Genomic DNA, 23,934 nt, shown 5'->3' on the forward strand with positions numbered 1-23,934 from the left:
CAAGCTGGGGTTTTTTATTTTTTAAAGCTAGAAGCTATAAGCTATAAGCTATAAGTTAAAAGCTATAAGTTAAAAGCTAGAACATAGAATAACGAACTGTAAGAGTTGAATGACTAGAGCAGACCTAAAATTCAGGCATAAAAAAACGCCTCATATAAAGAGGCGTTTCCAGTATTTATTGATAAATTAATCAATCAGGTCCTCAACACCAACGATTAACCAAGGCGCATCACCTTGAGTTTGACGCTCTAGGTGCCAAATTTCATGAATTGGCTCTTCTTGGCTGTCACCAAGGTCACGATATTTACCTTTAAACATAATGCTCACTTCCCAAACATGTGGGTGCGTGTCTGCACGAACAAGTTGTGCATCAACAAACATTACTTCAGTTGCAACACTGTCATGTTGTTCACGCTCAGCTTTAAATTCTTCAACTAATGCTGGGCTTAGGTATTCAGCCATTTTGTTGTAGTCTTTGTCATTCCAAGCTTTTTGAACAGTGTGGTAATGCTCACGGGCACCTTGTAAAAAGCCATTAACGTCAAAATCTTTTGGCAAGTTGAACGGCACATCATTTTGTTGTCCGAAACCGCCTGAAGACTGCATAGGCTGCTGTGCTTGAAACTGCTGTGGCTGCTGTTGGAATTGTTGTGGTTGACCAAATTGAGGGCCACCCGCCATTTGTGGCTGCTGGCGCTTTGCCATCATGCCTTTGATCAGCTTGAAAATCACAAATGCAGCAATCGCTAATAAGATCATTTCTAAGAACTGGAAGCCTTCGAAATCATCACCCATCATAGCTGCAATTAAACCACCCGCTAATAAACCACCAAGTACACCGGCCATAATTCCTTTCTTGCTTGACGATTTAGGAGCCGTTTTAGCAGGAATGCTCGTGGTGTCAGTTTGTTGCTTTTGTTGGGTTGTTGATGTGCTATGCGTTTTACCAGATTTCTTTGAACCAAACTTTTTACGAGCTTCTACATCGAAGCTAGTTGCAAATAAAAGTAAGATCAGTGAGAAAATAACCAGAAAGTTTTTCATACTATTCCTATTAAACTGAAATTTTGGTTAGTTTAAATAATGAATAGTTAAAGTTAAATAAAAATTTATGAAAATGTATTTAATGACAACTTTTTTCGAATTAAATATCAATAAATATGGAATTTAATAACACTCAGTAATGCCCATATCGACTATTCTGTCTGTTTCACCACTGTTATTGAATTGATAAAGGCTTTTGTTGATATTGCCTAGTAGCTCTCGCCAATTTCCAGATTTCTTGCTCAACGCAAAATACAAATTATTGTACTGTAAGGAATGTGTTTCTCTTTCAATATTACGAAGTAATGTGGCTTTCTCAGGTCGCGACAATTCAGAGTAACTGACTGTAAACTTAAGCACTTTCGGATCGCCAATGATTAAGTCGACACGCTTACCAACTAATAACTTAACCAGTTGCAGGTCGTCTACTGCTTCAATGATGGTGAATTCATTGTTGTCCATCATGGCATCAAATTCAGGGGTATTTTGATAGCCCCTGACAACCCCAATTTTTTGCCCTTTTAAAGACAATAAGTTGCCATTAAATCTATCAGGATCTCCTTTGCGTTTTAAAAAGCCAATTTCACCACCAGGGAAAGGGTTTGAGAGTGCGAGAAGTTCTCGCCTAGTTTTGCCTTCAACGGTATCAGAAGGGGCCGAATCTTCTATGTAGTACTCAGGCATTAAAATATCCGCTTTGCCTAATTCAGCGGCTCTTACAGCTCTTGCCCAAGGTAAGAATTCTATATATACGCTATAGCCTTGCTCAACGAGTAGGGCCACAGTAAATTGAAACACCCAGCCCTTATTGCAAAGTTGACTACCTATATAAGGAGGCCAGTCTAAAGTGACAATATGGATAGGTTTTTTATTGTCATTATTATTAAACAACCAACCATTTTTATACTGTTTACCTGGCACGACTTGGTAAATCGAGTCTTTGAAATATCCAACATTCATACTCGATACCGAATAAGAGCTGAATAGAAGTAGTATAAAAATAAATAGTCGCATGAAGGTATCAGTTTTATAAAAACTTAATTCTAAGTTTAGGTAGCCAAGATGAAAACGCAAAGGTAATACCACCCCTCAATAATACTCAATCATTTTGAGGGACTAAAACTAACACTAGCTTCGTTAAAAATTTCTCATATAGAACAACTAAATAGCAAAATTTCGCCTAGCTATCGAACAGTTTTTCTTGCCTCAAAATAGAACGCTTAATTAAAAGGGGTGGTATAAAAACAAAGAAAGCCGACAACAGTCGGCTTTCTGATAAGTTAGAAAAGTCAGTATTCGATTACTGAACTAATTCTTGATCGCTGAATTGGTCAGCAAATAGAGGGCTTGATAGGTAACGCTCTGTTGCACTTGGTAAGATAACAACAATGTTCTTATCAGCGTTCTCAGGCTTCTCAGCAAGGCGTTTAGCTGCAACAACAGCAGCACCTGAAGAAATACCTACTAGGATACCCTCGTCGCGCATTAGCTGGTGTGCCATTTCAATTGCATCTTCATTTGAAACTAGCTCAGTACCGTCGATAAGTTCTAGATCTAGGTTACCTGGAATGAAGCCTGCACCAATACCTTGGATTTTGTGAGGACCAGGTTTAACTTCTTCACCAGCAAGTGTTTGCGTGATAACAGGAGAATCAACAGGCTCAACCGCAATAGCTTTTACGTCAAGGCCTTTCTCTTGTTTAAGGTAACGTGTAGTACCAGAAATTGTACCACCTGTACCAACACCCGCTACGAAGAAGTCAACTTTACCTTCCATCGCTTCGAAAATTTCAGGACCCGTTGTTTCGAAGTGAATTTTCGGGTTAGCTGGGTTCTCGAATTGCTGAAGTAATACGTACTTTTCTGGATCGCTCGCTAGGATCTCATTCGCTTTTTCAATCGCGCCCTTCATACCTTTAGCGCCTTCAGTCAGAACTAGGTTAGCACCTAATGCTTTAAGTAGCTTACGACGCTCAAGGCTCATTGTGTTTGGCATAGTTAGTGTAAGTTTATAACCACGAGATGCAGCTACAAACGCAAGCGCGATACCAGTGTTACCTGAAGTTGGCTCGATGATTTCTTTGCCTTCAGTTAAAGTACCTGCTTTTTCAGCTTCCCAGATCATTGAAGCACCGATACGGCACTTAACACTGAAGCTTGGGTTGCGTGCTTCAACTTTAGCGAAAACGTTACCACCGGTAACACGGTTTAATTTAACGATCGGAGTGTTGCCAATAGTTAGGCTATTATCTGCAAAGATTTTAGACATTGTGTTCTCTTTCATGATCTAGATTTTAATTAGTTATCACTTTACTGAGCGCACGTAAAAACGAAAGGAAAGATTGGCTATAAGATATATCAAATATGCTTATAGCCGAAAAGTATAAAAAGTTTGTTTTATATGCTTTACATTACATTAACCAAGCATAGCTAAATTTCATAAAGAAAGTCTTTGAATCCTTTGTAATTTCCTCTAACTCATCATCTTGATATCCGCTATCTGAGAAGCCAGCGAAGAACACCGTTTTTGGATTTAACTTATAAGAATAAAGCAGTTGGGTGCTTAAACCTTTATAAGTGGCATCAACCGAGTCTATATAGTTACTTGGATTACGTTCGATATCTGTTTTAATCACAGCCAGTCTTAAATAGCTATTTAAATTAAACTGATAAGTCATTCGAACATCAGTCAAATTTGCTGTGTACACTTGTGCGCCATCAGCATCGAGTGTTTGATAAGTATGTCTAAAACGTAATTCTAAGTGCTTGCCAATATTAAGGTTCACGACAGGGCGAACTCTAAACTCTTCACCTAATCGATTATTGGCAAGGTCAACCTTATTACCTGTACTGATGTTTAAGCTAGTGAATACACCTGAAACTGGCTTCATTTCCATATAGGTCCACAGATTATTTTCGGTAAATAAGTCGGTGTTGCCATCAACAGCAAGGCTTGCTTGGTTATGACGCAAACCAGTCCGTTTTCTGTGCTCAATGCCGGTATTAATATGGCTTTGCAGTGGACCATTGATAGAGAAGTTTGTCTGCACCTCTTTTTCTAACAGTTCATCATTGTCGTTATGGGTAATATCCCAGTCTGTGTACCAGTTAGCTCGATTCCACCAAGTATTTTCATCGCCATACCAACGATATTCGTAACCCGCTAAAAACTTATTGAAATCGATTTGTGACATAAACCCTAAATCAGAGCGTAGGCCTTTATCGCGATATTGATAACTGGTGAATGCACGCCAGTGTTTTTCATTGTGCTCGTAGTTAACAAAGTAGCCTAAGCCCTTTTTGTCTTCCCCATTTAACACTCGCAGGGTACTTTCATTTAAATCACAGTCACCATGTGCTTCGCAGTCAGGTGTAGTTGGTTTTTGGCAATCACCTTGTTCACCATCACATAACTCGTCGATAAAGGCTTGGCTATAATCAGTTTCAGAAACAATTAATTGTGCTTTAAATACATCGTTATCTGTCAGTTTGTATTTACTATCAATACTGATCACTTGGTTGCTGTAATCATCACTTTGTCTTGCTGTTGTTGTGCTGCCAACAGAGAGTTTTTGGTTGAAATCATATCGATAACGCAAAGCGAGGTTTTCACTTTTTTGATCAAATGAAACCACATTAGACCCTAAGTTACCCGGGATCATTACATTGAGCTTTTCATCATTTGCTACAAACGCGCCTACGGTGTGGCCTTGTTTACTGCTGGTAAATTTTACCCCGTAATCTGGTGCAGCAATGTTTCGCGTATGAATAAGGTTTAAATGCGATGAAAAGTAATCGGCGTTATCTAAGAAGAAAGAACGCTTTTCAGGAAAGAACAAACTAAAACTATTGTTCACACTTAATTGGCCAGTATCTGCTTCAACTTGAGAAAAGTCAGGATTCAGTGTGGCATTCAAAGTCATATCTGGGGTGATTGCCCATTTCACATCTAAGCTGGGCTCAACATTATTGTCATCAACCCATTCACCTACTTCATTGCCATCAATGTCGCGCGTTTGTTGTTTACTGGTTACCAAAGAGGGAATAAGCGCGAAATTATTGCCCTGTTTTGCTTTTTCAAAGCCCGTATATTCAGGCATTTGGCAGATCCAACAATTATTAGCATGCTCAATTTTCATACTTGAGATGCGTAATCGTTGATCGCGAGGGTAAAATCTCAAAAATTCCATCGCCATGGTTTTTTGATCAATGCTGTCATCGAAGTTTAAAACACGAAGTGGGATCTCAACTTCAACATAATAGCCTTGCTCATGAATAGTACCGGCACTATCCCAAATGCCATTCCAAGAGCTGTTTTCGCTCTTAGTTAACTCATTTTCAATCGAGTCTTGTTGCACGCCTAACGGATTAATAAATAACTGATAAGCACTTAGACTGTTGTTGAAAGAGTCGATTTTGATACCCACCAGATCATCATTCCAAGCTGTATCACGGTCTCGATAAAATGCACGGATGAGTTCAGGATTAGGGTCTTTGGCATCAAAAGCAATGAATAGAGAGTCACCGTTTTCAAACACATAGGCAGTTGTTTCAACTGGGCTTGCGGTGTTTTCTTGCGGCCATGTAACGTTATTGATTGTTATTTTTTTAGCTTGTTGCCAAACGGCTTCATCTAATTTGCCATCGATAGTGGCAGTTGCATCTAAATATGGAAATGACTCATTAGCGTATGAGTGTGCTGAAACTGCCAAAAAAGCAGATGAAAGCAAAGCAAGAGATGTTTTTAGCATTGTAGCGTTAAGTTTGTAGCACGATAAATTAGCATAAATTAAATAGCACTCTAGGTTTGTTAACAATGCTTAATCGTTAGAGGCACTTATTTTTAAGTTAAGTGAGTAATTATGTACCTATTAGTAAAATTATTTCGAAGAATAACGAATTTATAACAAATTCACTGTAAAACATGTTAAAACGGCGCATCGTTTTTATCAGGGTTTTTTGTCAGGGATAATTCATGTCGTTAATTTTGAAGTTACTTGCCGGTATTGGGGCAGGTATTGTAGTGGGCTCATACCTACCTTTACCGCTTGTGGAGCTACTTTATACATTTAAAGTGATTGTTGGTCAGTTAATTAGCTTTACCATTCCTTTGATTATTTTATTTTTTATTGCTTCTGGTATCGCGGGTTTACCAAAAGATGCAGGTCACCTATTGGGTAAAACAGTGGGTTTTGCGTATGGTTCAACAATTTTAGCGGGTACTTTGGCATTTTTATTAGTAAACGCGTTTGTGCCTTTCTTTGAAGGTTCAACAACCTATCAGGCTGTTCAAGCAACAGAATTAAAAAGCTTTATTAATCTTGAAATACCCCCACTTACGGGCGTAATGACAGCACTTGCAGCAGCATTTATTTTTGGTATAGGAATAAGTCAGTTACAACTAAAAGACCTACAAAATGTGGTTGACCAAGGTCGTGATGTCATTGATGCCTTACTTGCGAAAGTGATTATTCCAGCACTTCCTTTCTATATTGCTGGTGTATTTGCTGAAATGGCAGTTGCTGGCACAGTAGCTGATACCCTAAGCACATTTGGTATTGTTTTAGTTGCCGCGGTTGTAATGCACTGGTTGTGGTTATCAGTTTTATTCATTGGCTCAGGTATTTTGTTAAAGCGTAGCCCAATTGAATTAGTCAAAAACATGTTGCCAGCGTATTTTACAGCCATTGGTACCATGTCGAGTGCAGCTACTATTCCTGTTTCTCTTCGTGCGAGTAAAGCGAATGGTGTAAAAGAAGAAGTGGCGAATTTCTCGGTGCCTTTATGTGCAACTATTCACCTTTCAGGTTCAACCATTACAATAGTGACGTGTGCTATGGCGGTGATGTTATTGTCACCAGAGATGTCAATGCCAAGCATTACCAGTATTTTGCCATTTATCTTTATGTTAGGCGTGGTGATGATCGCAGCCCCAGGCGCACCGGGTGGAGCTGTGATGTCTGCGCTTGGTTTACTTACTTCAATGCTCGGTTTTTCTGAGGGTGCAGTGGCCCTTATGATCGCACTATACCTTGCGCAAGATAGTTTTGGTACAGCATGTAATGTTACTGGCGACGGTGTAATTGCTTTATGGGTAAATAAATTTTCAGAGCAAAAAGCCTAAATTTTACAAGCAAAATGAATCAAGAAGGTCAGAAGTTAAATTCTGGCCTTTTTTGGTTCTTTAGTATGATTTTTTAACTAATACAAAAGTTTATTCGTTATTATTTACATAATTATGTGTTAATCTCGGATTGCTATTTATACCAGTCCTTTTAATTAAGTGATCTATTTTGAGGCAAGGAAAATTGTCGATAGCGAGGCTAGAATTTTGCTATTTAGTTGTTCTAAATAAGAAATTTTTAACGAAGCTAGCGTCAGTTTTAGTCCCTCAAAATCATTAAGTATTAATGAGGGTTGGTATTATGTGAATGCGATTACCAAAATATTCAGTGAGGGTGTGCCATTGATTAATGTGTTATTAGTTGATGATCATGAGCTAGTAAGAACCGGCATCAAACGAATTTTAGATGATGTTCGTGGCTTTAAAGTGATAGGTGAAGCTAAAACGGGTGAAGAGGCAGTAAAGTTCTGTCGTGAAAATAACCCTGATATTGTTCTAATGGACATGAATATGCCAGGTATCGGCGGTCTTGAAGCAACGAAGAAAATATGTCGATACAACCCTGATATTAAGGTGATTGTGTTAACGGTACATTGTGAAGATCCTTTCCCAAGCAAAGTTATGCAAGTAGGTGCACAAGGTTATTTAACCAAAGGCACGGGCTCAGATGAAATGATCAATGCGATACGTGCTGTAAACTCAGGACAGCGATATATTGCCCCTGAAATTGCCCAACAAATTGCACTTGCGCAGTTTAGTGGTCGCAACGATGAAAACCCGTTTCAGTCTTTATCTGAACGTGAGCTGCAAATTATGTTGATGATCACCAAAGGTGAAAAAGCGCAAGATATTGCTGAACGTTTGAATTTAAGTTCGAAAACCGTGAACAGCTATCGCTACCGTATGTTCGAAAAATTAAATGTAGGCGGAGATGTAGAGCTGACACATTTAGCCATTCGCCATAAAATGATAGATATAGACACTTCTAACTAATCATTTCTTAATGGCAGTATTTGATTCAAAAGCCTTTTTAAAAACATTATCTACAGAGCCTGGTGTTTATCGTATGTACGATGCGCAACACCAGGTGATTTATGTTGGTAAGGCAAAAAACTTAAAAAAACGTGTTTCGAGCTATTTTCGAAGCAACATCCCCGACGCTAAAACCCGAGTACTGGTAAGTAACATTGCTAATATAGAGGTAACGCTAACCAATACTGAAACCGAAGCACTGCTGCTCGAAAATAACCTCATTAAACAGTATCAACCCAGATACAACATCTTATTAAGAGACGATAAATCTTATCCTTATATTTTCTTAAGTGGGCATAAGCATCCTAGGTTAGCTTTTCACCGAGGAAGCAGAAAACAAAAAGGGGATTATTTTGGCCCTTATCCAAGCAGTGCAGCTGTGTCTGAAAGCCTCCGCTTAATGCAAAAGATTTTCCCTGTCCGACAATGTGAAGATGCTTATTATCGAGCCCGAAGTCGCCCGTGTTTACAGTACCAGTTAAAACGTTGTTCAGCTCCCTGTGTAGGCAAAGTCTCTGATGATGAATACAAAGAGCAAGTTGAACTGGTCAAACAATTTTTATCGGGCAAATCACATCAAGTTATCGCGACTTTAGTTGAAAAGATGGAACAGGCCAGCATGGCCTTGAACTTTGAGCTCGCGGCAAAAGTCCGAGATCAAATAGCGATACTGAGGCAGATGCAAGAGCAGCAGTTTGTGGCCGGAAACTTAGGTGAAATAGACATCATTGGTTTTCAGCAGCAAAACGGCATTTGCGCTATTCATCTATTAATGGTGCGAGACCATAAGGTACTAGGCAGTAAAACGTATTTTCCTAAGGTGCCTAAAGACTCACAGCAAGATGAAATCGTGACGTCATTTATTGGTCAATATTATGTAGGCGCGGGCACGCAACGTCAGATCCCAAAAGAAATCGTCTTGCCTTTTGAATTGCAAGAGCAAAGTGAATTGATAACTGCGTTGTCGCAACTGGCTGACAAAAAAGTGGAGCTAAAGGCTTCGGTGCGTTCTGAACGTGCGCAATACTTAGCGCTGGCAAATAAAAATGCTCTCAATAGCATTGTTGTAAAACAAAATGCGCAAGATTCGATTACCAAACGCTACGCATTATTAAAAGAAGCATTACAACTGAGCGATATTAACCGCATGGAATGTTTCGATATCAGTCATACCATGGGTGAAAACACAATTGCTTCATGCGTGGTATTTGATGGCAGTGGTCCGAACAATAAAGAATATCGCCGTTACAACGTAACAGGGATCACACCTGGTGATGACTATGCGGCAATGGCATTTGCATTGAATAAGCGTTACGGCAAGTTGAAAGATGAAGAGAAGATCCCAGATGTTATCTTTATAGATGGTGGTAAGGGGCAGCTCAATAAAGCAGAAGCATTTTTTGAAGATTGGCCGCACAGCAAAATGCCATTGTTAGTCGGTGTTGCGAAAGGTACAAGCCGAAAGCCCGGTCTAGAGACTTTATTAATAGATGGTGGCAGACGAACGGTTAACCTTGACTCAGATTCACCTGCTTTACATTTAATTCAACACATACGTGATGAATCACACCGTTTTGCAATAGCAGGGCATAGAAATAAACGTCAAAAGCAGCGAACTCAATCGTTGTTAGAAGAAATAGAAGGGGTAGGGCAAAAGCGCCGACAAGCTTTGTTGAAATACTTAGGTGGTATGCAAGGCGTAAAATCGGCTACTATAGCGCAGTTAAACCAAGTGCCAGGGATCAGCCAAGATATGGCTGAAAAGATATTTAACCATTTGCATGACAAAGCCTAATTGATCATGCAACATTATAAAAAAAGACACACAAAGTAGTTATGTGGAATATTCCTAATACCCTAACAACATTTAGATTGTTACTTATCCCTGTTTTTGCAGTGGTGTTTTATTTGCCTTATTCATGGGCCTTTTTTGCTGCCGCCTTTATTTTCTGGTTAGCATCAGTAACCGATATTCTTGATGGCTACTTGGCACGCAAGCTCGACCAATCAACGCCTTTTGGTGCATTTCTAGACCCCGTGGCTGATAAAGTCATGGTGAGTGTGGCTTTAGTTGTTCTAGCAACCCATTATCAAAACATCTTTATTACTTTGGCTTCGCTTATCATTATTAGCCGAGAAATTGTGATTTCCGCACTCAGAGAGTGGATGGCCGAGCAAGGCAAACGTGGCAATGTAGCGGTTAGTAATATGGGTAAGTTTAAAACCGCTGCACAAATGTTAGCCATTATTGGTTTGATTTGGCAATATGCGCCTTGGATGACCATGTTAAGTTATGCGCTTTTAGCAATTGCAACACTATTAACTGTGACTTCAATGCTGGCATATTTGAACGCGGCAAAGTCAGAATTGATTAAATCTTGATATTTTACGGCTATATAGGCAGCAGTTTAGATAAAAATTGAGCAAACGATTAAAAACATTCATTTTTTATATTGACGCATTATTAAAGATCTGTAGAATGCGTCCGTGTTGAGAGGGCAGTATGCCTCAAAACGATAAAAGAAGTGAGTGAATAACTTACTTTGGAATGCGAGTATAGCTCAGCTGGTAGAGCGCGACCTTGCCAAGGTCGAGGTCACGAGTTCGAACCTCGTTACTCGCTCCAACTTTTATACGTTGGCGGAATGGCAGAGTGGCCATGCAGCGGATTGCAAATCCGTCTACCTCGGTTCGACTCCGGGTTCCGCCTCCATTTCTCAACACTCCACATGCGTAAGCAGCCCGATGCCCGGGTGGTGGAATTGGTAGACACAAGGGATTTAAAATCCCTCGTCAGTAATGACGTGCCGGTTCAAGTCCGGCCCCGGGCACCATTGATTTTAGAATCAATTTGATGCGAGTATAACTCAGCTGTTAAAAGTTAAAGGCTTAACCTTTATTTCTATCAGTTGAATTAAAAAGCAACATGGAACGCGAGTATAGCTCAGCTGGTAGAGCGCGACCTTGCCAAGGTCGAGGTCACGAGTTCGAACCTCGTTACTCGCTCCAATTTGATTTTATCTGCAACGCAAAACCCGATGCCCGGGTGGTGGAATTGGTAGACACAAGGGATTTAAAATCCCTCGTCAGTAATGACGTGCCGGTTCAAGTCCGGCCCCGGGCACCATTGATTTTAGAATCAATTTGATGCGAGTATAGCTCAGCTGGTAGAGCGCGACCTTGCCAAGGTCGAGGTCACGAGTTCGAACCTCGTTACTCGCTCCAAATTGGTTTTAATGTTAAAGATTTATGGAACGCGAGTATAGCTCAGCTGGTAGAGCGCGACCTTGCCAAGGTCGAGGTCACGAGTTCGAACCTCGTTACTCGCTCCAACTTATCTTTAACTTAAAAATGTTAAAAAGAATGCGAGTATAGCTCTGCAGATAAAGAGAAAGGCGCGACCTTGTTTTTATCTCATCTGAATTAAAAAGCATCATGGAACGCGAGTATAGCTCAGCTGGTAGAGCGCGACCTTGCCAAGGTCGAGGTCACGAGTTCGAACCTCGTTACTCGCTCCAACTTAACATTTTCTCTAAATAATGGAATGCGAGTATAGCTCAGCTGGTAGAGCGCGACCTTGCCAAGGTCGAGGTCACGAGTTCGAACCTCGTTACTCGCTCCAATTTATTTGGGACATTTAGGCGGAATGGCAGAGTGGCCATGCAGCGGATTGCAAATCCGTCTACCTCGGTTCGACTCCGGGTTCCGCCTCCATTATCGAAAGATAACTCTCCACATGCGAAAGCAGCCCGATGCCCGGGTGGTGGAATTGGTAGACACAAGGGATTTAAAATCCCTCGTCAGTAATGACGTGCCGGTTCAAGTCCGGCCCCGGGCACCATTTATTCTCTCAAAACTTTTTCTTTTTAATCCTATTAAAAACTACTATTTTCTAACTTTCTAACTTTCTAACTTTCTAACTTTCTAACTTTCTAACTTTCTAACTTTCTAACTTCTCGCTATATTTTGTGCAATAAAAAAGGCGCGTATCGCACCTTTTAAAAATTCAAACTGATTTTCTTTATTCAGTATCAGCCATAATACCCCAGCCATCGCCATAGCCTTCGTGTGAATTGGCAATGCTTTCTAGGTATTGTTCAGTTTGGCTTAGAAGCTGATGATCTGGCACCATTTCAACGGTTGTTACAACTTCCCATACACCAGTGTCTTTACACTTTTGTAGTTCGGTCTTTGGCGCAAGCTCATCTTCAGAAATTGCTTTGGCAAAAGACTCAGCTTGATCTTTTTGTTCAAATAAAATGAAAAAGTCGACCATGTGCATTTGGTTTAAGTTAATGCCTTCAGCAGCCATTTCAGCTAATAATTGGCCGTTATCGTCATCAGGAAATTGCATAGTTTTACCCAGTATTTTTAACTGGGTGTATTGTCGGTGAAATTAGCAAAAATAAAAAGCTTTAAAGCGAGATTTATTGTTCATCTATTGTTGATTTGAAATATGCTACACTGGCGCTTCGGTATGGGAGGGAAGTATTTGAAACTGTTTGCGATTGTTGTTATTTGTTGGTGTTTAACTTTTTCTTTATCAACACAGGCTGAAACCCAATGGCAAGTTGAGGCCATTGAATTTGGCGAAATGCCCGATGAACTGAGTAAAAATATCAATGGCACGTTGAAGCCGTTACTCAATCAACCTTTTACACAGTCGTTAGAAAGCAAATTACTTTCTCAGACCGAGCGAGCTTTACAGGCGCTTGGCTATTATCAAGCAAATATCACCTTATCTCGTGTAGAGCAAAGCAGTACGCTCAAAATAGATGCAGAGGTTGGTGAGCCTATCCGTTGGAAGTCGATCCAAATTGAAATAAAAGGCGAGGCTAATAAAGACTCATTTTTGCAAAAAGTGTTGTCTGGCATTCCGATAAAAGCAAATGGCATCGTAAATCATGACAATTATGAGCAGACAAAGAGTTTGCTAGAATCAAGCCTGATCTCGAAAGGTTATTTTGATTTTAAATGGCTCAATCATCGCCTAGAAATCCATAAACAAAAAAACTTTGCGGTAGCTAAGTTAAAACTAGACTCGGGCAATCGTTATCGTTTTGGTAAAGTTGAAGTGAGCAGACAAAGTCTGGCGAAAAAATATATTCAATCACTTGCACCATTTGATGAAAACACCTTATACGATGAAACTTTACTGTCTGAATATAACCTCGCACTCAATAAAACCCCGTATTTCAGCGCCATTAAAGTGTATCCACAATTACAAAACCGCAAGAATAATCTCGTGCCTATCCGCATTGAGGTGGTCGATAAGCCTGCCAATACGTTTGAAGTGGGGGGCGGTTTTAGTACAGAGATAGGTGCAAAAGCACGATTTAAATGGTCAAAGCCTTGGATCACTGAAGATGGCCACTTTTTTGATGGCAATTTATTTGTTGCTGAAAAACAACAGCGTGTCACAGGCAGCTATAGTATTCCGGTGAGTAACCCAAACGATGATTTATGGCGAGTGACAACAGGTTATGCCCTTGAAGATGAACTGACAGAGGGCGTTGACAGTAAAATCTGGAACGTACAGTTACAACGCCAATGGTTAACCAGTAATAACTGGATACGCACGGCATTCTTAAAAAGAGAGCATGAAACCACAACACAAGATGGCGCAACCGATAAAACAGAAATGTTAATTCCTGGTATTAGCTATGCAAAAAAACAAGCGGTTGGCGGTGTTACCCCTTCATGGGGGCAGCAAACATTGATTTCTTTGGAATTCGCCAGTGAAGATTTAATTTCATCAACCTCTTTGTTTAAAGTGCAGCTGGAGCAAGCTTGGCTGAGAAAGTTTGCGCTTAAGCATTGGTTTATTGCGAGGCTGGATGCGGGTGCCATTGTCACTGACGACATTAACGAAGTGCCATTTAACTTACGCTTCTTTGCTGGGGGTGATCAGAGTATTCGCGGCTTTGCCTATCAATCTGTTGCCCCTTATGAAGAGGGCAAAATTATCGGTGGTAAATACCTTGCAACGGCTTCGATAGAATATAACTATCAATTTATGCCGAATTGGCGACTGGCTTTATTTGTTGACTCGGGCACGGCAACCAATGACTTTTCAGAATCATGGGCCGTGGGTGCGGGTTTTGGTATTCGCTATATCACGCCTGTTGGGCCTATTCGTTTAGATCACGCCTGGGGGCTAAGTAAAGAAAGTAAAAGCACACGTCTAAGTATTATTATTGGGCCGGAGATTTAATGCGCTTACACCCTATAACAAAAAGAATTCTAAATATTGGTTTAGGCACGCTGGTTTTTCTATTTTGCTTAGTATTTACCAGTGTGGGACATCAAAGCCTTTTATGGGTTTTAAATAAGTCTGTTGATGGCTTAAATATTAAACTTGAGCAAGGTCGTTTACTCGCAGGTGAAAGACTCGATGTCACTTGGCGCAGCGAGGGGCTCAATTTATCGCTGAGTAATTTTAGGCCGCAGCTCAATTGGTTTACTTGTGCCACAGTGTGTGTAGAAATAACTGCTGACAGAATAGATGTAAAACTTGCTAACTCGCCTACAAATAAAGCCACTGAAGAAACCCTAGCCGAAACTAAAACAGAGCTAGATGACGAGTCAGAAGGTAGTTTTGTATTACCCGTGAATATCGCCATCGCTAAGTTGAATGTGGCTAATATCAAGTTTCAACAAGGTGATTTGAGAGTTCAAATATCGGACATAAAATCATCAGCTCAATTAATTGACGCTGCAGCAAGGTTGCATGATACTTCAATAAAGCGCATTCATATTACTGATAAAAGAGAAAAAGAAGCGCAAAGCCAAGCACTTACAGAGCTAGCGGCCATACCTGCTATCATTTTGCCAAACGGTCTTGATGTTCGAGTATCACAACTGGCTCTGGGGTCTTTTGAGTACGAAACGCCAACTGGCTCGCAACACATTAAACACTTTAATGTCGCGGCAAACATTACCTCTCAACAACTTGAGTGGCAAAATTTATACTTAGAATATCAGCAGTTCGTTTTACGCAGTTTTGGTGAGCTGAGAGCCGAAGCTATCAAGCAGCCGTTAGCGTCAATAAAATCAATTACTACGCTGACAACAGAAGAAGAACTCGTCAGGTTACATTTAAGTGGCAACTTTTCAGATTTAAATATTGATTTAAAGGCCGAAGGTCAACATCAGGCTGCCGTGTTAGGTAATCTAAATCTTAACCAAACAAACTGGCCGTTTGATGTATCAGCGCAGGTCTACAATCTTCCTTTTTCGTACAAAATTCGCGGACAAGACTACGATGCCTTGATGGAACAGGCTCGAGTTGAGCTCAAAGGTAATGCCGATGATTATCAGTTGAAGCTTGATGTCATTGCCGAGCAAAAAGAGCTTACAGAGCTTAGTGCAAAAGTGTCGGGAAAAGGCAGTTTAACGGCAATTTCAGAGCTTGCTGGTCGTTTGAACGCGTCAGAAGGCAGTGCCAATTTGACCGGTAAACTCGCGTGGGCCGAAGGCGTTGACGCGCAATTACGCTTAGTGATGGACGCGTTACCGCTGTTTTTTATCGACCAGCAGTCAGTGTTAAACGGCGCAATGAGTGTGTTGGCTAAACAGCAAACCGAGGGATGGCAAATTGATATTCCAGATGTAGATGTCGATGGCAAACTTTCAGACCTTCCTTTAGCACTCGATGCCAGTTTTAGACTGAACGAGCAGCTGTTTGGTCAAGTCGATAAGCTAAAAATGCAACTCGGTTCGAGCAATTTGCAGTTGTCGGGCTCACTGCAACAAGAGCTAGATTTATCTGGGCGCTTTGCTATTACACATAACAACAATTCACAAAATGCGAAAGCGTTATTGCCTTTTGATGTTGATGCGCAAGGCGAGTTGCAGATTAAAGGCGACCATCATCAACCTAAAATCAGCTTTAACTCAACGATTTCAACGTTCGAAAATAACGACATTAGCCTCAAAGGGGGCAAGCTCGATGCCAGCGTTGATTTGGCCAATAACTGGCATACAAAGACCTTATTATCTATTGAGCAACTCGTCGTTCCAGAGCATCAACTGAATCATATTGAGTTGCGTTTCACGGGCGATCAAACAGCACATCGCGCTCAGTTATCAAGTCACGGAGACATAACCGCAGAGCTAGATATTCTTGGTGGTTTAAACGCACAAACCTGGCAGGGCGAAATCGCATCAGGGCAAATTACCTACAAACAATTTGCGACACGTTTTAAGCATCAAACCAAACTCAAATTTTCTAGTGCGTTGCAATGGCAAACCGGTAAATTATGCGGTGAGCTAAATCAGTCACCTTGGTGCTTGCAAGCCGAGCAAAAAGGCAAACAAGGGCAGTTCGATATGAACATCCAAGGCTTTGATTTAGCTTCGCTACAAACCTTTTTACCTGAACAGCTTAGGCTAGCAGGTAAAACCAGTGTGAATTCAGCATTGTCATGGCGTGATAAAAAGCTCAGTGCAGTTACTGCAAAAGCGAGTTTGCAAAACGTTGCTGTTGCGCACGCCGAAGCCAATACTGATGCTAACGATGAGGCAATAGTTCCAATAGAACAAATAGAGATTAATCTTAGCGGAGACAGCCAAGCTATTTTAGGTCACTGGCAACTTGCCTCGTCACTATTAGGTGACGTATCTGGTGAAGTGGCTGCACAAGTACAAGACAATCAATTGCATTCACCGACAGCCAAAGTTGAACTGCATGCACTGGCTTTAAAACCAATTGGCGAATTGGCAAATCGCTTTTTACCGCAGCCAATTAATTTAGACGGGCAGCTATCTTCAAAACTGGCCTTATCGGGTGATATAAAACAACCCAATGTCGTGGGTGAGATAAACTTATCATCATTTGGCATAGAGCAGTCAGCGCTGCCAGTCAGTTTTGTCGACTCATCACTGAAACTTGATTTGAATGGCCAAACAGCCAGTTTAAATGGCGCATTAAATACCAATGAAAATGGCGTACTCAATCTTGTTGGTAAGCTCGATTGGCAACAGCAATTAAGCGCTGAGGTAGCGGTGTCTGGCGAGCAAATAAGGGTTAACCCGCAACAAGATATGAGCTTTTCAGTCTCTCCTGATCTGTCTTTAAAATTCAAAGATGAACACCTGTCGCTCACAGGGCGTGTCGATATTCCCCAAGGTCGCATTAAAATCTCGCAATTGCCTGAGCAAGTGGTAGCGGTATCAGATGACCAAGTGATCGTTGATTCTGAATCTGAAATTCAAAGCAGTTTGCCGTTCGCATATACGCTCGATTTAGAAGTGGCGTTACAAGATGATTTTAGAGTATTTGCATTTGGCCTCGATAGTTATGTTTTTGGCCAGATCAGCTTAGATAAAACACCGGGCACGCCATTACTAGCCAGTGGGGAGTTTGGTCTGCGAGAAGGGGTATATAAAGCACTCGGTCAAGACTTACTCATTCAACAAGGTCAAGTTGGCTTTAATGGGCCGTTATCGCGACCTTATTTGAATGTCAGAGCGATACGTAACCCAGAAGTAACCGCCGATGATGTCATTGCAGGCATTGAATTAACGGGCAGTGCGAGTAATCCTAGTTTGAATATATTTTCGCAACCAGCCATGGACCAAGCCCATGCGTTATCGTATTTATTAAATGGCCAGCCGCTCGATAAAAGTGAAAACAATAACAACGCTCTATTGTCTCAGATGTTGCTGGCGCAGAGTATTAATTTTAGTGAAAGCTTTATTAACAAAGCGGGTAAAAAAATTGGCATTGAAGATGTCAGCGTGAGTGCTAAAGGCAGTGGTGATGACACGCAAGTTGAATTATCTGGCTACATTACCCCAAGCGTGCAAGTAAGTTATCGGGTAGGGGTGTTCGAAGCCATGAATGAAATTGCCATTCGTTACAGGGTGTTTACAAAATTATATATTGAAGCAACAAGTGGTTTATACGATAGTATAGACTTACTCTATCAATTTGATTGGGATCCTGAATGAAGTCTTGGATTGTAGCTCTGTGTTTAAATACTTGTTTTTGCTTTTCGGCTTGTGCTGAAGAGACGGTACGTATAACCGCAGGGGCCGATCCTTATGTTATTGAGCTTTTAAATCATGCCTTTAGCTACCAAAACGAAAGCCACACTTTAGACTTTGTTAACAACATACCGACCCAAAATCGCGCAATTCGCTTGCTTGGCGATAAAGATGGCATTGACGTATTTTGGTCAGTCACCTCTGACGAAAGAGAAAAACAAGCTTTAGCCATAAGAATACCCATTGTAAAAGGGGTACTGGGTTATCGCTTGGGCGTTGTTAAAAAATCACGTGTAGATTATTTTTCTAAATTAAAGAATGACGGCGAGCTTAAAGGCTTGCGGTTCGGTCTCAGGAGCGACTGGCCTGACAGCGTTATCTTTAAAGATAACGACTTTAACGTTTTAGAATATTCTCAAGAAAATGCTGGGTATGACTTGTTAGAAGCGTCACGTATTGATGTGCTGCCAATTGATGCTTTATTTGCTGATCATGTTGAGAGTATGTCTGACTTAGCAATCGATCCGGCGCATGTCTTCTATTATCCTTCAGCGGTTTATTTCTTCGTTAATAAAAACAATAAAGCCTTATATCAAAAGTTGAAATCGGGCTTAGATAATGCCATTGCTGATGGCTCGTTTGATACTTTATTTAACCGCCATTTTGCTGATGAATTGGCTAAGTTAGCATTAGAAAAACGACAAAAAATTACCCTCGTAAATACTTTACTCCCCGCCAGTGCACCCATTCATACAAAAAAATACTGGTATAACAATAATCAAGGAAAATAAACAAATGCTTTTACGCGCTTTTGGCCTAACAGCTTGTGTATTGCTCGCTGGTTGCAGCAGCACGCAAAATACTGGATCAGCACCAAACAAATCTGAAGTTCGCTCACCAAGTACCATTATTAGCTCAGCGTCAGCCGATGTATGGCAACAAGTAAACAACGACAATGTGTTAAGAATTGATTTACCAACAGGCCGCGTTTACGTGCAGCTTAACCCGCAACTTGCACCGGGCCATGTCGATAATATTAAAAAACTCGCGCGAGAAGGCTTTTATGATGGCTTGAATGTGTATCGTTTTGTTGAAAGCTTTGTCGCACAAGGTGGCGATCAGACCGGTGAAAAACAGCCAACGCAAGGCAGTAAAGGCATTGCGGGCGAGATGTTCTTAACCACCGAAAACCCACTTGAGATCACTCCAATTAATGCGGTTGACGGCTACGCTGATAAAACCGGCTTTTTGAATGGCTTTGCAGTAGCGCAAAACAGCGATGGCAAAAAGACTTGGATGACCCATTGTACGGGCACATTCGCGATGGCGCGCGGTAATGAAATCGACAGCGGCGGTACAGAGTTTTATATCACCTTAGCGCCACAGCGTTATCTTGATAAAAACACCACGGTATTTGGTCGAGTGCTAGAAGGCATGGAGCATGCACAGCGTTTATTACGTACACCTGTAGAAGGTCAGCCGTTTAACCCAATCAGCCAAGTGCGTGTGTTAAGTGATATTGCGAGTGAAGATAACAGTGCTTTTGCGGTATTTGATACCAGCTCAGAAGATTTTAAAGAGTTGATTGAATCTCGTAAAAACCGCCCAAGCGAGTGGTTTATCGACAAGCCAAATCATACAGACGTTTGCTCGGTATCTATCCCGACCAAACGCCTGAATTAAAAGCGATTAACCTGAACTTTGGTTAAGAGATTTTCGAATACTTTGATAATCAGAGGTAACTCTTTTCTAAGTCTGCAGCCGGAGACTTTTAGGGATAACAAGGCGAATTTACGCGTCAATAGCTGGCCTATTGCAAGTGAATTCAACAATGTTAGCGTTAAAAGTAGCCGCTGGAGATAGATTTATTATCCAGAGTCCAGGTTAATTATTTACTGACGGTTTGTTCGAATTTGATAAGCCGTCTTATCGCTTTCACTGCTGCGGTAAGGGTTAATGTCTAAGCCACCGCGTCTTGTATAGCGCGCATATACCTCTAACTTGCTCGGCTTTAACTCACGCATTAAGTCACAGTAAATTCGCTCCACACACTGCTCATGAAACTCATTGTGATCTCTAAACGAAATAAGATACTTAAGCAGTGACTCTTTGCACACAGGCTTGCCCGTGTAACTTATCACAATACTCGCCCAGTCTGGCTGAGAAGTAATTAAACAGTTCGACTTAAGTAAGTGGCTATGCAGTGTTTCAGTCACTTCATTGCCATCTTTTACCACGATTAAGCCTTCTTGCGGGCTGTAGGTATCAACCTCAATATCAAGCTCATCAATACATTCGCCCGGCATGGCCGTGAATGGAATACAGGCATAGTCTTCAGCTTTGAATAACGTCACTTCGACGTCAGTCTGTGCTGCTTTGCTTAAATCATTGGTTAAAATAGTTTGTACTTCGTCAAAGCTGGCAAACTTAGTTTGGTTAAAACTATTTAAATACAGCTTGAACGACTTAGACTCGATAATATGAGAGCTTTGGCATGGGAACACAAATGTCGCCACCGCCACTTGTGGTTTACCTTTGCTATTCAGCCAAGATAGCTCATAGCCAGTCCAAGTATCTTCTCCTTTAAATGGCAAGCTCTGCTCATCTACCGCGATTTGGTCACGGTTTAGCTTTCTTGCAATCGGGAATAATAAACTTGCATCGTATTGCGACGCGTACTCGGTCGTTTTACCTAACACTGACTCTTTCAGCTCAGGTGCATTGTTGTAATCTGTCATGTTTCACCAATAGTGGTTACAATGGCGCGTATTATAGCGTATCGCACACAGGTTAACAGTATGACAATTAAGCCGCTTTTATCAGAGCTTCACGATAAGTTTCAATCTCACTATCAGCAACAACATGGCACTTTACCGTGCATGTATCACGATGCTGACTGGCCAAGCCCTTGTGAAGTTGGAGAAGTGCTCAGCGAGCAACAAATTCAGTGGCAAGCCGTGCTACAGCCAGTAAAAAATAGCCTAAGTGATTTAGCAAGCGCGTTAGAGTGCACTTTTCCTGATGCGTTGAATGAGTTCTACAGCAGCTTTTATGCAGGCAACATCATAGGCAAAGTAGAAGGTCATCAAATCGAGTTATTACAAGCGTGGAATGAAGATGACTTTGTGCGTTTACAGCAAAATATTACAGGTCATGTATTGATGAAGCGTAAGCTCAAACATGCAGATACGGTGTTTATCGGGTTAACCGAGCAAGATGATTTGTTGATCACCGTTGAACTTGAAACGGGCAAAGTCTGGTTAGAGTATGTCGGCAAAAAGGCACATCATGTTTTGGCTGATAGCTTAGAAGAGTTTTTGCAAGCGGTTGAGTTTTAAGAGTACGTTAAGCAGGTAAGTAAGCTTATAGGTTGTCCAGAAATTTCAGTCACTTTTAACTGTCAGTAGTTTGCTTTAAGTCTTTTAAAGAAAAAATTTACCTAAAAAGAATATTAACGTTTTAATGACAAAATGGCAGCTAAATACTGATTGTGAAAGAGTTTCATAAAAGCCGTATTTTCGGCCCATTTTTGTTGCCAAATTTGCGTATTTTCAAATTTATCATGCGCTGATGCATAGGGTGCCCAAGGGCCAATATGTTGATCATGCCAGCCCCACTCCTTACTGAGATACACGCTGATTTCTGGGTGTTTTGATAGCGCCGATGGGTGCATCAGAGTGTGCAATTGAAAGTAATGTGCGTCGTTAGCATAATCAACGCGTTGGCACAGCGCACCATGGTGCGTTTGCAGTGTCCCGTTAAATGGGTTATCACTTTCGAGCACCCATTTGGCTTGTTGCATTGCATGTGCTTGTTCTTCTACTTTAAGTGCCTGCCATTGGTCTGGGTAAATGACAGGCCAATAAGTAGCGTGACCAGCAAGCTGATAATACTGCTTCACTACATAATTAGTTTGCTGGTGGCTTATGGGGGCATTGGGAATAAATAACACAGCGTAATCAGTGGCCATCGGCATCATCCACTTGGCAAAATGAGCTCACAAAATCCCATAAATTTTGTGTTTCAACATCCCACTGGCTGGGGTGCTCACCCCAAGTAAATTGTAACGCTTCGTACCATGCAGTGCATTCTTGAGGCAGTGTAGGGTGAAACATGGCAAGGCTTTCAAACGTGCTTTGCCATGTGCTAAGCACATAAGCCAAGTCGGCATCGTATTCGCTGTTTTTTCTGGCATGCGTTTGCATGCTAGGTAACTGTGTGGCAATGGCCTGTACTTTGCGGTAAACCGCAGTTTTATTTGGCTCTTTGCGCAAGGCATCGAGCGTGGCGTTCATATCTGAAATGGTATGCCATACCACAGGTACACGAGATGTCTGCCAAGCGTGATAACCCAAGAGTATCGCCGCGGCAAACACAACCCCTGTGAGCCTTGTTTTCAATGTTATTTGGGGTAACACCCTGTGTTTAGTGTGCATTCAGGCTTTTAGTACGATTAATCAGCATGGTTTCATAGGCGGCTTTTTCTTCGTCACTGAGCGCGCTTAAAGGCTTGGCGTGTAAATATTTGGTGAGCATTTTTTTTAAGCTTTTAAGCTCCTGTAAGGAAGCTTCAGACCAGTCTGAGTTTTCCATACGATAGTTAAGGTAATCGAGTACCGTCATGCGTTTACCATTCATGATGGAAATCGCATTAAAGTCAATCAACCCTTGATCGCCTTGGCCAATCAGCTCGCCGATTAAAAAGCCATTGATAACGGGGTTTTGCTTGCCGCGATTCAGGGCTTGGTGCATGTAGTTGATTTCCCCTTCACGGGTTTCGCAAATCAGTTGGTTTTTATAGTGATTGAGCACGCGAATTTTATCAGCGCGTGTGGGCTCGGCGATGCCTTCGTATTGTTTTATAAAAGATTCAACTTGACGATTCATCAACACTTTAACTTCTTTAGGGTCGCTAGTAAAAGTACTACAAAGCGAATTAGCTAACTTTGTAACTGTACTAAAGGGAGCATCGGCCTGTGCCTGTGCGGTGAGGCATACAGCGAGTACACAGCACAGTATTTTAAAGTGGGTTGAGTAAAAGTAGCGCGTCATTTTAGGGCCTTATTGAGTTTGATTTAGTTGGTTGAGCGCGTGTAATCATGCGGGTACAGCGTTTTAGCACGATGTATCAGCATGGTTTCATAGGCGGCTTTTTCTTCGTCACTGAGCGCGCTTAAAGGCTTTGCGTGTAAATATTTGGTGAGCATTTTTTTTAAGCTTTTAAGCTCCTGTAAGGAAGCTTCAGACCAGTCTGAGTTTTCCATACGATAGTTAAGGTAATCGAGTACCGTCATGCGTTTACCATTCATGATGGAAATCGCATTAAAGTCAATCAACCCTTGGTCGCCTTGGCCAATTAAGTCGCGAATTAAAAAGCCATTAATAACGGGGATTTGCTTGCCGAGATTCAGGGCTTGGTGCATATAGTTGATTTCCCCTTCACGGGTTTGGCAAATCAGTTGGTTTTTATAGTGATTGAGCACGCGAATTTTATCAGCACGGGTAGGCTCGGCGATGCCTTCGTGTTTTTGCATAAATTCTTCAAGTTTTCTATTCAGTCTACCTTTTACTTTCAACGGGTCAGCAGTAAATGAAGTACACATACCGTTAGCAAAATTTGTAACGGCTTGCGTTTTACTAATGGGCGCATCGGCCTGTGCCTGTGCCTGTGCGGTGAGGCATAGAGCGAGTACACAGCACAGTATTTTAACGTGGGTTGAGTAAAAGTAGCGCGTCATTTTAGG

At 41.4% G+C, this 23,934-nt stretch carries 19 protein-coding genes and 11 tRNA genes; 20 read left to right on the forward strand and 10 right to left on the reverse strand.

Annotation, left to right across the window (positions count from 1 at the left end; all coding sequences use genetic code 11):
* Positions 1 to 186 precede the first annotated feature (186 nt).
* From ACH784_RS05115 to ACH784_RS05130, 4 genes are all read right to left on the reverse strand, one after another.
* The gene (locus ACH784_RS05115) at positions 187 to 1,044 is read right to left on the reverse strand and encodes a Tim44 domain-containing protein (protein WP_404393908.1); all 858 of its coding nucleotides are present in this window, start codon (positions 1,042 to 1,044) and stop codon (positions 187 to 189) included.
* Between the two features lie 123 nt (positions 1,045 to 1,167).
* On the reverse strand, positions 1,168 to 2,058 hold the full coding sequence (locus ACH784_RS05120; protein ID WP_404393909.1) for a substrate-binding periplasmic protein: 891 nt from the start codon (positions 2,056 to 2,058) through the stop codon (positions 1,168 to 1,170).
* Positions 2,059 to 2,344: 286 nt separating this feature from the next.
* The gene (gene cysK, locus ACH784_RS05125) at positions 2,345 to 3,313 is read right to left on the reverse strand and encodes a cysteine synthase A (protein WP_138562184.1); all 969 of its coding nucleotides are present in this window, start codon (positions 3,311 to 3,313) and stop codon (positions 2,345 to 2,347) included.
* A 142-nt stretch (positions 3,314 to 3,455) separates the two neighbouring features.
* Positions 3,456 to 5,795, reverse strand: a complete 2,340-nt coding sequence (locus ACH784_RS05130) for a DUF5916 domain-containing protein (protein ID WP_404393910.1) — start codon at positions 5,793 to 5,795, stop codon at positions 3,456 to 3,458.
* Between the two features lie 224 nt (positions 5,796 to 6,019).
* Between ACH784_RS05130 and ACH784_RS05135 the strand changes: the two genes are divergently transcribed.
* The 15 genes from ACH784_RS05135 (at position 6,020) to ACH784_RS05205 (ending at position 12,041) form a co-directional block, all read left to right on the forward strand.
* Complete coding sequence (locus ACH784_RS05135; protein WP_404393911.1) at positions 6,020 to 7,168, forward strand: dicarboxylate/amino acid:cation symporter; 1,149 nt, start codon at positions 6,020 to 6,022, stop codon at positions 7,166 to 7,168.
* 342 nt (positions 7,169 to 7,510) lie between these two features.
* Positions 7,511 to 8,161 carry a UvrY/SirA/GacA family response regulator transcription factor gene (gene uvrY / locus ACH784_RS05140; protein WP_404395197.1) on the forward strand — a complete coding sequence of 217 codons (651 nt, stop codon included), beginning with the start codon at positions 7,511 to 7,513 and terminating at the stop codon, positions 8,159 to 8,161.
* A gap of 10 nt (positions 8,162 to 8,171) precedes the next feature.
* On the forward strand, positions 8,172 to 9,995 hold the full coding sequence (gene uvrC / locus ACH784_RS05145) for an excinuclease ABC subunit UvrC (protein WP_404393912.1): 1,824 nt from the start codon (positions 8,172 to 8,174) through the stop codon (positions 9,993 to 9,995).
* A gap of 41 nt (positions 9,996 to 10,036) precedes the next feature.
* Positions 10,037 to 10,582 (forward strand): CDP-diacylglycerol--glycerol-3-phosphate 3-phosphatidyltransferase, encoded by a 546-nt coding sequence (gene pgsA / locus ACH784_RS05150; RefSeq protein ID WP_404393913.1) that lies wholly within the window; start codon positions 10,037 to 10,039, stop codon positions 10,580 to 10,582.
* A 168-nt stretch (positions 10,583 to 10,750) separates the two neighbouring features.
* A tRNA-Gly gene (locus ACH784_RS05155) sits at positions 10,751 to 10,826 on the forward strand.
* 13 nt (positions 10,827 to 10,839) lie between these two features.
* Positions 10,840 to 10,913, forward strand: a tRNA-Cys gene (locus ACH784_RS05160).
* Positions 10,914 to 10,947: 34 nt separating this feature from the next.
* Positions 10,948 to 11,034: transfer RNA gene (locus tag ACH784_RS05165), tRNA-Leu, on the forward strand.
* Between the two features lie 99 nt (positions 11,035 to 11,133).
* Positions 11,134 to 11,209 (forward strand) — tRNA-Gly (locus ACH784_RS05170).
* A 31-nt stretch (positions 11,210 to 11,240) separates the two neighbouring features.
* Positions 11,241 to 11,327 (forward strand) — tRNA-Leu (locus tag ACH784_RS05175).
* A 22-nt stretch (positions 11,328 to 11,349) separates the two neighbouring features.
* Positions 11,350 to 11,425: transfer RNA gene (locus ACH784_RS05180), tRNA-Gly, on the forward strand.
* A gap of 31 nt (positions 11,426 to 11,456) precedes the next feature.
* A tRNA-Gly gene (locus ACH784_RS05185) sits at positions 11,457 to 11,532 on the forward strand.
* Between the two features lie 110 nt (positions 11,533 to 11,642).
* Positions 11,643 to 11,718: transfer RNA gene (locus tag ACH784_RS05190), tRNA-Gly, on the forward strand.
* Positions 11,719 to 11,746: 28 nt separating this feature from the next.
* Positions 11,747 to 11,822, forward strand: a tRNA-Gly gene (locus tag ACH784_RS05195).
* Positions 11,823 to 11,840: 18 nt separating this feature from the next.
* Positions 11,841 to 11,914, forward strand: a tRNA-Cys gene (locus ACH784_RS05200).
* A 40-nt stretch (positions 11,915 to 11,954) separates the two neighbouring features.
* Positions 11,955 to 12,041, forward strand: a tRNA-Leu gene (locus ACH784_RS05205).
* Between the two features lie 180 nt (positions 12,042 to 12,221).
* Here ACH784_RS05205 and ACH784_RS05210 read toward each other — a convergent pair.
* Complete coding sequence (locus ACH784_RS05210) at positions 12,222 to 12,554, reverse strand: ribonuclease E inhibitor RraB (RefSeq protein WP_138560966.1); 333 nt, start codon at positions 12,552 to 12,554, stop codon at positions 12,222 to 12,224.
* Positions 12,555 to 12,692: 138 nt separating this feature from the next.
* Between ACH784_RS05210 and ACH784_RS05215 the strand changes: the two genes are divergently transcribed.
* Genes ACH784_RS05215 through ACH784_RS05230 form a run of 4 tightly spaced genes read left to right on the forward strand, consistent with a single transcriptional unit; the run spans position 12,693 to position 19,873 of the window.
* Complete coding sequence (locus ACH784_RS05215; protein WP_404393914.1) at positions 12,693 to 14,414, forward strand: autotransporter assembly complex family protein; 1,722 nt, start codon at positions 12,693 to 12,695, stop codon at positions 14,412 to 14,414.
* The gene (locus tag ACH784_RS05220) at positions 14,414 to 18,154 is read left to right on the forward strand and encodes a translocation/assembly module TamB domain-containing protein (RefSeq protein ID WP_404393915.1); all 3,741 of its coding nucleotides are present in this window, start codon (positions 14,414 to 14,416) and stop codon (positions 18,152 to 18,154) included. The genes ACH784_RS05215 and ACH784_RS05220 overlap by 1 nt, the downstream gene beginning before the upstream one ends.
* Positions 18,151 to 18,981 carry a substrate-binding periplasmic protein gene (locus ACH784_RS05225; RefSeq protein ID WP_404393916.1) on the forward strand — a complete coding sequence of 277 codons (831 nt, stop codon included), beginning with the start codon at positions 18,151 to 18,153 and terminating at the stop codon, positions 18,979 to 18,981. The genes ACH784_RS05220 and ACH784_RS05225 overlap by 4 nt, the downstream gene beginning before the upstream one ends.
* Positions 18,982 to 18,985: 4 nt before the next feature.
* Complete coding sequence (locus ACH784_RS05230; RefSeq protein WP_404393917.1) at positions 18,986 to 19,873, forward strand: peptidylprolyl isomerase; 888 nt, start codon at positions 18,986 to 18,988, stop codon at positions 19,871 to 19,873.
* Between the two features lie 209 nt (positions 19,874 to 20,082).
* Here ACH784_RS05230 and queF read toward each other — a convergent pair whose 3' ends face one another.
* A complete protein-coding gene (gene queF / locus ACH784_RS05235; RefSeq protein ID WP_404393918.1) occupies positions 20,083 to 20,928 on the reverse strand; it encodes an NADPH-dependent 7-cyano-7-deazaguanine reductase QueF in 846 nt (281 codons plus the stop codon).
* A 60-nt stretch (positions 20,929 to 20,988) separates the two neighbouring features.
* On the opposite strand from queF, the gene syd reads away from it, so the two are divergent.
* Positions 20,989 to 21,528 (forward strand): SecY-interacting protein, encoded by a 540-nt coding sequence (syd, locus tag ACH784_RS05240; RefSeq protein ID WP_404395199.1) that lies wholly within the window; start codon positions 20,989 to 20,991, stop codon positions 21,526 to 21,528.
* Between the two features lie 113 nt (positions 21,529 to 21,641).
* On the opposite strand, the gene ACH784_RS05245 is transcribed toward syd, so the two are convergent.
* The 4 genes from ACH784_RS05245 to ACH784_RS05260 are packed head-to-tail and all read right to left on the reverse strand — an operon-like array spanning position 21,642 to position 23,928.
* On the reverse strand, positions 21,642 to 22,160 hold the full coding sequence (locus tag ACH784_RS05245) for a hypothetical protein (RefSeq protein ID WP_404393919.1): 519 nt from the start codon (positions 22,158 to 22,160) through the stop codon (positions 21,642 to 21,644).
* A complete protein-coding gene (locus ACH784_RS05250; protein WP_404393920.1) occupies positions 22,150 to 22,626 on the reverse strand; it encodes a hypothetical protein in 477 nt (158 codons plus the stop codon). The genes ACH784_RS05245 and ACH784_RS05250 overlap by 11 nt, the downstream gene beginning before the upstream one ends.
* Complete coding sequence (locus ACH784_RS05255) at positions 22,616 to 23,242, reverse strand: hypothetical protein (protein WP_404393921.1); 627 nt, start codon at positions 23,240 to 23,242, stop codon at positions 22,616 to 22,618. Before ACH784_RS05255 ends, ACH784_RS05250 begins: the two co-directional genes overlap by 11 nt.
* A gap of 23 nt (positions 23,243 to 23,265) precedes the next feature.
* A complete protein-coding gene (locus tag ACH784_RS05260; protein ID WP_404393922.1) occupies positions 23,266 to 23,928 on the reverse strand; it encodes a hypothetical protein in 663 nt (220 codons plus the stop codon).
* Positions 23,929 to 23,934 lie beyond the last annotated feature (6 nt).

Source organism: Pseudoalteromonas phenolica, from assembly GCF_044788725.1.
Lineage (GTDB): Bacteria > Pseudomonadota > Gammaproteobacteria > Enterobacterales > Alteromonadaceae > Pseudoalteromonas > Pseudoalteromonas phenolica_C.